At 67.3% G+C, this 9,722-nt stretch carries 2 protein-coding genes; both read left to right on the forward strand.

Features of this window, described 5'->3' with window-relative positions:
- Positions 1 to 23: 23 nt before the first annotated feature.
- Entirely contained in the window at positions 24 to 4,718 is a 4,695-nt protein-coding gene (locus ACIPEK_RS45360; protein WP_402008649.1) for an amino acid adenylation domain-containing protein, read from the forward strand.
- Positions 4,718 to 9,722, forward strand: a 5,005-nt coding sequence (locus ACIPEK_RS45365; protein ID WP_402008651.1) for an amino acid adenylation domain-containing protein, incomplete at its 3' end; no start/stop codon positions are given. The genes ACIPEK_RS45360 and ACIPEK_RS45365, both read left to right, overlap by 1 nt.

Consider the following 9,722-nt stretch of genomic DNA (forward strand, 5'->3'; position numbering starts at 1 on the left):
CACGGGCCGACCGGGATCGGCCGTTGCCGTTGTCGTTCGCGCAGCAGCGTCTGTGGTTCCTGGACCAGCTCGAACCCGAATCGACCGAGTACAACCTTCCGATGCCGATCCGTCTCGACGGTCCGCTCGACGTGACCGCACTGACCGCGGCGTTGGACGCGATGGTCGTGCGGCACGAGGTGCTGCGCACCCGCCTGGTGGCCGACGCGAACGGCGTGGCGCACCAGGTCATCGACCCGCCGGCCGCCCTCCCGCTGCCCGTGGTCGACGTATCCGGCAGCAGCGATCCGCTGATGGCGACGGAACGGCTGGTCGTTACCGATGCCATGGCGCCCTTCGATCTCGCGAACGGGCCCCTGATCCGGGCCGGCCTGATACGGCTGGCCGATGAGGAACACGTACTGGCGCTGTCGATGCAGCACGTCGTGTTCGACGAGTGGTCGGGACGCATCCTGCGACGTGAACTCGGCGCCATCTACGAGGCGTTCCGTTCGGGCCGCCCCGACCCGCTGCCGCCGCTGCCCGTGCAGTACGCGGACTTTGCCGCATGGCAGCGGACGTGCCTGGCCGGCGAGGAGCTGGAACGTCAACTCAACTACTGGCGCGTCCAGTTGTCGGAACCTGCGCAACTGGAGCTGCCGACCGACCGGCCCCGTCCGCCGGTGCGCTCGTCCGAAGGTGCGGCAACGCGCTTCACCGTGTCGGCGGAGACAGCGGATGCACTGCGCGCGGTGTCCCGCGAGGGCGGCGCGACGATGTTCATGACGCTCCTCGCCGCCTTCGACGTGCTGCTGAGCCGCTACGCGGGCTCGGAGGACGTGGTCGTGGGCACCCCGGTCGCCAACCGGAACCGTGCCGAGACCGAGGACCTGATCGGGCTCTTCGTCAACACGCTCGTTCTACGCACCGACCTGTCCGGCGATCCGACCTTCGGTGAACTCCTCAACCGGGTGCGGAACACCGCCCTGGGCGCCTACGCCCACCAGGACCTGCCGTTCGAGCAGCTGGTGGACGACCTCGTCACCGAGCGGGACCGGAACCTCAGCCCACTCTTCCAGGTGTTCTTCACCTACGCGACGGAGGAGTCGCGCGACGGCGCGAACCTGCTGGAGCCGGCCGAGGGCGGGAGCCGGCCGCGGGAGGACATCCGGATCAAGGGGACAGAGGCTGGGACCCGGCTCGCCCTCTTCGACCTGACCCTGCGGTTCGGTGACACGGGCGAGGGCGGCCTGTCGGGAGAGCTTGAGTACAGCACCGCACTGTTCGATCGGGCGACGGTGGAGGCGATGGCCCGCCACCTGGTCGCCGTACTGGACGGCGTTGCACGCGATGCGACCGTCCGAGTACATGACTTGTCGGTGCTGTCCGCTGATGAGCATGAGTTGGTGGTGGAGGGGTGGAATTCGTCTTCGGTGGAGTTGCCGTTGGTGGGTGGTGTGCATGAGTTGATTGCGGGGCGGGCTGTGGTGGCTCCGGATTCTGTGGCTTTGGTGTGGGGTGATGAGTTGTTGACGTATGGGGGGTTGATGGGTCGGGCGAATCGTCTGGCGCATTACTTGCGGGGTGTGGGTGTGGGGGCTGAGTCGGTGGTGGGTCTGTGTCTGCCGCGTGGGGTGGATTTGGTGGTTGCGGTGTTGGCGGTGTGGCAGGCGGGTGGTGCGTATCTGCCGCTGGACCCGGAGTATCCGGTGGAGCGCCTGGAATTCATGCTCGGGGATTCTGGTGTGGAGGTGTTGGTGGGGGTGGGGTCGGTGGCTGAGGGGCTGCCGGTCGAGCATGTGGTGTGGCTGGATGATCCGGGTGTGGTGGGTGTGGTGGGTGTGTTGGGGGGTCTTTCGTCTTTGGCTCCGGGTGGGGTGGTGTTTGGGGGGCAGTTGGCGGGTGTGGTTTATACGTCGGGTTCGACGGGGCGTCCTAAGGGGACGTTTGTTTCTCATGGGTCGTTGGTGGCGTTGTTTGCGGGTTGGGAGTCGGCTCATTTTGGGGTGGGTGTGGGGTTGAGGTGGTTGTCGGTGGCGAGTGCGAGTTTTGATGTGTTTACGGGTGATGTGGTGCGGGCTTTGTGTTCGGGTGGGGTGTTGGTGTTGGGGCGTGTGGGGTTGCAGGTGGATGTGGGTGAGTGGGTGGGGGTGTTGGCGGGTGCTGGGGTGAGTGCGTTGGAGTGTGCGCCTCGGTATGTGGATGAGTTGGTTGGGTTTGTTGAGGGTGGTGGGTGGTCGGTTTCTGGGTTGGGGTTGGGTGGTTTGCGGTTGGTGGTGGTGACGACGGATGTGTGGCGGTGGGGTTCGGTGGTGCGGGCTCGGGGTGTGTTGGGTGGGGGTGTGCGGTTGTTGTCGGCGTATGGGGTGACGGAGGCGTCGGTGGATTCGACGTTTGCTGTGTTGGGTGAGGGTGAGGGTGAGGGTGAGGTCGGGGCTGGGGGTGCGGTGCCGGTGGGTGGGCCGTTGCCGAATACGCGGTTGTATGTGTTGGACGGGCGTTTGGAGCCTGTTCCGGTGGGTGTGGTGGGTGAGTTGTTTATTGGGGGGCCGCAGGTTGCGCGGGGGTATGGGGGGCGTTCTGGTTTGACGGCGGAGCGGTTTGTGGCTGATCCGTTTGTGGGGGATGGTTCGCGGATGTATCGGTCGGGGGATCGGGTGCGGTGGCTGTCTGATGGGCGGCTGGAGTTTTTGGGTCGTGGGGATGAGCAGGTGAAGGTGCGTGGTTTTCGGATTGAGCCGGGTGAGGTTGAGGCGGTGTTGGTTTCTCATCCGGGTGTGCGTGCGGTGGTGGTGGGTGTGGTGGGGGGTGGTGGGGATTCTCGGTTGGTGGCGTGGGTGGTGCCGGTGGATGGGGGTGTGGGTGTTCCGTCGGTGCGGGTGTTGCGGGAGTTTGTGGGGCGGAGTTTGCCGGAGTTCATGGTTCCTTCGGTGTTCGTGGAGGTGGCGGGTCTGCCGTTGACTCCGAATGGGAAGGTGGATCGGGGTGCGTTGCCGGTTCCGGAGGGTGTGCGGCCGGAGTTGGAGGGGTTTGTGGCGCCGGCGAACGCGACGGAGGAGTTGCTGGCGGGTGTGTGGGCGCAGGTGCTGGGTGTCGACCGGGTCGGGGTCCACGACAACTTCTTCGAGCTCGGCGGCGACTCCATCATCAGCATCCAGGTGGTGGCCCGCGCCCGGGAATTCGGCATCCACGTCACCGTGGCCCAGCTGTTCGACCACCAGTCGGTGGCGGGCCTCGCCTCAGTGGCCGAGGCGCAGAGCGCGATCGAGGCCGAACAAGGCCTGGTCGTCGGCGACTTCCCGCTGTCCCCGATCCAGCGCTGGTTCTTCGAGCAGGACCTGAACGAGCCGGGGCACTTCAACCAGTCGATGCTCCTCGACGTCACCCAGCGGGTGGAACCCGAGCCGATGCGCCGCGCCGCCGCGGCGGTGCTCGAACAGCACGACGCACTGAGGTCGAGGTTCGTCCGGGAGGGCGACGCGTGGGTCGGCCGAGTGTCGGCCCCCGAGCCGGCCGACGGGGTTCCGGCCGACTGCGTGCAGGTCATCCGGAGCATGGGCCTGGACGACGACGAGGAGTGGGCGTTCCTGAACGCCCGGGGCAACGAGGTGCAGGCCGGCCTCGACCTGGCGGACGGGCCGCTTCTGCGCATCGTGGTGTTCGACCGCGGTGACCTCGGACAGCTGCTGTTCGTCGTGGCGCATCACCTGGTGGTGGACGCGGTGTCCTGGGCCGTGATCCTGGAGGACCTGACGGTCGCCTACGGCCAGATCGAGCGCGGCCTTCCGGTGAAGCTGCCGGCGAAGACGACCTCGTACGCGCGGTGGACACAGCGGCTCACGGAACTGGCGGCATCCCCCGCACTCGCAGCGGAAGCCGACTACTGGCGGTCCGTAGAGACCGCGGGCGGCTCGGTGCCCCGCGACCACGACGGCCCGAACACCATCGCGTCCGTCCAGGAGCTGTCGGTCACGCTCGACCCAGAGCAGACCGAGCGACTGCTGCGCGAGGTGCCCGGAGCGTTCCGGACGCAGATCAACGACGTGCTCCTGAGCGTGCTGGGCACCGTGTTCACGGAATGGTGCCAGGCCCCGTCGGTGGTCGTGGACCTTGAGGGACACGGTCGCGAGGACGTCGGCACGGACATCGACGTGTCACGGACGGTCGGCTGGTTCACCAGCATGTACCCGGTGGTGCTCGGCGGGGCTTCCGGCGGCGACCCGGGCGAGGCACTGCGCCGTACGAAGGAGTACCTGCGGGAGATCCCGCGCAAGGGCCAGGGCTACGGGATCCTCCGCCACCTGGCCGACCGGACACCGGGGGCGGGCGCCGAACTGGCCTTCAACTACCTCGGCCAGACGACCCAGGCGGTCGGCCCGGCCAGCGGCTCCGGCGGACGCTTCACCCCGACCGGCCGGGCGCTCGGCGAGTCGCAGTCGGCACAGGGGCTCCGCACCTACCTCATCGAGATCAACAGCCAGATCGCGCTGGGCCGCCTGGAGCTGGTCTGGATGTACAGCGATCAGGTGCACGACAGAGCGACGGTGCACCGCCTCGCGCAGCGCTACATCACGGTCCTCCAGGACCTCATCGAGTACTGCTGCCGCCCCGAAGCGGGCGGATACACGCCGTCCGACTTTCCCCTGGCCGACGTGGACCAGGACCTGCTCGACCTCATACAACAGCGCTTCGACTCACCCGATCACACCGGTGAGATCGCCGATTCCGGAGGTGCGTGATGACGGCATACGACGCGGCGGCAGGCCGACGGGGTCGGGCGATCGAGAACATCTACCCGCTGACCGCCCTCCAGCAGGGAATGCTCTTCCACACCGAGCTGGCCGACGAGCCCGGGATGTACTGGGTACAGGACGGGATGCTGCTGGAGGGCGAGCTCGACCCGGACGCCCTGCGCCGGGCCTGGGAGCTCATGTTCTCCCGCCACGAGGTGCTGCGTACCACCGCCGTACGGGAAGGCGTCGCCACTCCGCTGGCCGTGGTGTCCCGAACGGTTCCGCTGCCGCTCCAGGTCATCGACGTAGCGCACCTGGACGAGGCGGGCCGGCAGGAGGCGGTCGACGCCTACCTCGCCTCCGACTGGGAGCGCGGCGCCGACTTCACCGCCCCGACCCTGGTACGGATCGCGGTGATCGCCCTGGCCGAGGACCGCCACCAGCTGGTGTGGAGCTACCACCACATGCTCCTCGACGGCTGGAGCGCCCCGATCGTGATGACCGAGCTGATGGACGCCTACCAGGCGTACCGGGAGGGAAGGGAGCCGCGACTTCCGGCACGCAGGCCCTTCCGGGACTTTGTGGGATGGGTGTCCGGCCAGGACCTCGACGCTGCCCGCGGGTACTGGCGCGAGCGCCTCGCCGGTATCACCGAGGCGACCTTCCTGGGCATCGAGCGCGCCACCGGCGACCAGGGGCCGGGCGAGGCCCGGGTGCCGCTGTCCGCAGAGGTGGCCGGCGCCGGGCTCACCGAGTTCGCACGCCGCCACCGCCTGACGCCGAACACGGTGGTTCAGGCCGCTTGGGCCATCGTCATGTCCCTGTACTCCGGCAGCGACGACGTGATGTTCGGCGTCACCACGTCGGGCCGCGACGGCCAGCTCGACGGCATGGAGTCGATGGTCGGAATGCTGCTCAACACCACACCCGTCAGGATCCGCGTCGACCGTGACGAGCCGCTGACGACCTGGCTGACGCGCCTGCAGGGCGAGCAGGTCAAGGCCCGCCGGTACGAGCACACTCCGCTGGTGACGATCGCGGCCAGCAGCGACCTGCCGCCCGGCAAGCCGCTGTTCAACAGTCTCTTCGTCTTCGAGAACTTCCCGGTCCAGGACCTGGACGAGGAGGAGCGGAACGCGGAGGCGAGCGGACTGCGCGCGGGGATGAACTACGGCCGGGAGCAGGCCAACTATCCGCTGAGCGTGACCGCGAGCTCCGGCCGGGAACTGCTGATCAAGCTGTCCTACGACCGTGCCCAGGTCGACGCTGCCGCGATCGACCGGATGGCCGGCCACATGGCCCGCGTACTGGAGTCGATCGTCACCGATGAGGGTGTGCGGGTCGGCGAGCTGTCGGTGCTGTCCGCTGATGAGCGTGAGTTGGTGGTGGAGGGGTGGAATTCGTCTTCGGTGGAGTTGCCGTTGGTGGGTGGTGTGCATGAGTTGATTGCGGGGCGGGCTGTGGTGGCTCCGGATTCTGTGGCTTTGGTGTGGGGTGATGAGTTGTTGACGTATGGGGGGTTGATGGGTCGGGCGAATCGTCTGGCGCATTACTTGCGGGGTGTGGGTGTGGGGGCTGAGTCGGTGGTGGGTCTGTGTCTGCCGCGTGGGGTGGATTTGGTGGTTGCGGTGTTGGCGGTGTGGCAGGCGGGTGGTGCGTATCTGCCGCTGGACCCGGAGTATCCGGTGGAGCGCCTGGAATTCATGCTCGGGGATTCTGGTGTGGAGGTGTTGGTGGGGGTGGGGTCGGTGGCTGAGGGGCTGCCGGTCGAGCATGTGGTGTGGCTGGATGATCCGGGTGTGGTGGGTGTGTTGGGGGGGCTTTCGTCTTTGGCTCCGGGTGGGGTGGTGTTTGGGGGGCAGTTGGCGGGTGTGGTTTATACGTCGGGTTCGACGGGGCGTCCTAAGGGGACGTTGGTTTCTCATGGGTCGTTGGTGGCGTTGTTTGCGGGTTGGGAGTCGGCTCATTTTGGGGTGGGTGTGGGGTTGAGGTGGTTGTCGGTGGCGAGTGCGAGTTTTGATGTGTTTACGGGTGATGTGGTGCGGGCTTTGTGTTCGGGTGGGGTGTTGGTGTTGGGGCGTGTGGGGTTGCAGGTGGATGTGGGTGAGTGGGTGGGGGTGTTGGCGGGTGCTGGGGTGAGTGCGTTGGAGTGTGCGCCTCGGTATGTGGATGAGTTGGTTGGGTTTGTTGAGGGTGGTGGGTGGTCGGTTTCTGGGTTGGGGTTGGGTGGTTTGCGGTTGGTGGTGGTGACGACGGATGTGTGGCGGTGGGGTTCGGTGGTGCGGGCTCGGGGTGTGTTGGGTGGGGGTGTGCGGTTGTTGTCGGCGTATGGGGTGACGGAGGCGTCGGTGGATTCGACGTTTGCTGTGTTGGGTGAGGGTGAGGGTGAGGGTGAGGTCGGGGCTGGGGGTGCGGTGCCGGTGGGTGGGCCGTTGCCGAATACGCGGTTGTATGTGTTGGACGGGCGTTTGGAGCCTGTTCCGGTGGGTGTGGTGGGTGAGTTGTTTATTGGGGGGCCGCAGGTTGCGCGGGGGTATGGGGGGCGTTCTGGTTTGACGGCGGAGCGGTTTGTGGCTGATCCGTTTGTGGGGGATGGTTCGCGGATGTATCGGTCGGGGGATCGGGTGCGGTGGCTGTCTGATGGGCGGCTGGAGTTTTTGGGTCGTGGGGATGAGCAGGTGAAGGTGCGTGGTTTTCGGATTGAGCCGGGTGAGGTTGAGGCGGTGTTGGTTTCTCATCCGGGTGTGCGTGCGGTGGTGGTGGGTGTGGTGGGGGGTGGTGGGGATTCTCGGTTGGTGGCGTGGGTGGTGCCGGTGGATGGGGGTGTGGGTGTTCCGTCGGTGCGGGTGTTGCGGGAGTTTGTGGGGCGGAGTTTGCCGGAGTTCATGGTTCCTTCGGTGTTCGTGGAGGTGGCGGGTCTGCCGTTGACTCCGAATGGGAAGGTGGATCGGGGTGCGTTGCCGGTTCCGGAGGGTGTGCGGCCGGAGTTGGAGGGGTTTGTGGCGCCGGCGAACGCGACGGAGGAGTTGCTGGCGGGTGTGTGGGCGCAGGTGCTGGGTGTCGACCGGGTCGGGGTCCACGACAACTTCTTCGAACTCGGCGGACACTCACTGGTCGCCACACAGGTCGTCTCCCGCATACGGACCGTCTTCGCGACCGAGGTCCCCCTCTCCGCGCTGTTCGACCACCCGACGGTCCGTGAACTCTCCGACGTCGTCGCCGCCTCCGCCCTCGGGGTAGCCGTACCGCCCATCACCACGGCCGACCGCGACCAGGCACTCCCCTTGTCCTTCGCGCAGCAGCGCCTGTGGTTCCTGGACCAACTGGACCCGGGATCAACGGAGTACAACGTGCCCGTACTCGTGCGATGGCCCGGAGAGCTGGACGTCGCGGCGCTGACCGCGACGCTGGGAGCGGTGGTCGTGCGGCACGAGGTGCTACGGACCAGGCTGGTCCTGGGCGAGGACGGCGTCGCACACCAGGTGATCGACGAGCCGACCCCCTTCGTGCTGCCGCTGACAGACGTCTCGGGTCACGACGACCCGACGGCGGCCGCGCGGAAACTGGTGGCCGCGGAGGTGATGGCACCGTTCGACCTGGCCTGCGGACCGCTGGTCCGAGCCACCCTGATCCGCATATCCGCCGACGAGCACGTACTGGCCCTGGCGGTCCACCACGTGGCCTTCGACGAGTGGTCGGTACGCATACTCCGCGAGGAGCTCTCGGCCCTCTACGAGGCGTTCCGGGCCGGAGCGCCGGACCCGCTGCCGCCGCTGGCCGTGCAGTACGCCGACTTCGCCGTATGGCAGCGGCAGTGGCTGGACGGCGACGTACTGGACGCCCATGCGACGTACTGGCGCGACCAGCTGGCCGGCCTGCCGGCGCTGGAACTGCCGACGGACAGGATGCGCCCGCCCGTACGGTCCACCGACGGGGCGGCCACCGACTTCCTCGTTCCCGCACGGACCGCCGACGCCCTGCGGGCCCTGTCCCGCAAGAACGGCGTGACGATGTCCATGACGCTGCTGGCCGCGTTCAACGTGCTGCTCGGCTGGTACGCGGGGTCGGACGACGTGGTGGTCGGCACCCCGGTCGCCAACCGGAACCGTGCCGAGACCGAGGACCTCATCGGGTTCTTCGTCAACACCCTGGTGATGCGTACGGACCTGTCCGGTGACCCGACCTTCACCGAGCTGCTCGGCCGCGTACGGAAGGTGGCTCTGGCCGCGTACGCCCACCAGGACCTGCCGTTCGAGCAGCTGGTGGACGAACTCGTCACGGAGCGGGACCGGTCCCGCACCCCCCTCTTCCAAGTGTTCTTCAACTACACCCCCGAGGGGCACACACCTCAGAACGACGCCCAGGCCCGGCCCGGCGAGCACGAAGGAGCCGATGCGCCGCCGCTCGACGTGCTGGCGACGACCTCGGTCAACTTCGACCTGGCCGTCATGCTGGCGGACCACGACGGCGCCCTGGCTGGAGCGATCGAGTACAGCACCGCGCTGTTCGACGCCGCGACCGTGGAGCGGATGGCCGGGCATCTGGTCGCGTTACTCGAAGCCGTCGCCGCGGATGCCAGGCAGCGGGTGGGCGATCTGCCGACTCTCGGGACCGGTGAGCGTGAGTTGGTGGTGGAGGGGTGGAATTCGTCTTCGGTGGAGTTGCCGTTGGTGGGTGGTGTGCATGAGTTGATTGCGGGGCGGGTTGTGGTGGCTCCGGATGCGGTGGCTGTGGTGTCGGGTGGGGAGGTGTTGACGTATGGGGGGTTGATGGGTCGGGCGAGTCGTCTGGCGCATTACTTGCGGGGTGTGGGTGTGGGGGCTGAGTCGGTGGTGGGTCTGTGTCTGCCGCGTGGTGTGGACATGGTGGTGGCGATGCTTGGGGTGTGGCTGTCGGGTGGTGCGTATGTGCCGTTGGATCCGGAGTATCCCGCTGATCGGTTGGAGTTCATGGTTGCGGATGCGGGTGTGCGGGTGGTGGTGGGTGAGTGTTCTCTCGCGGATGGTCTTG

The organism is Streptomyces sp. NPDC088246, assembly GCF_044741025.1.
GTDB lineage: Bacteria > Actinomycetota > Actinomycetes > Streptomycetales > Streptomycetaceae > Streptomyces.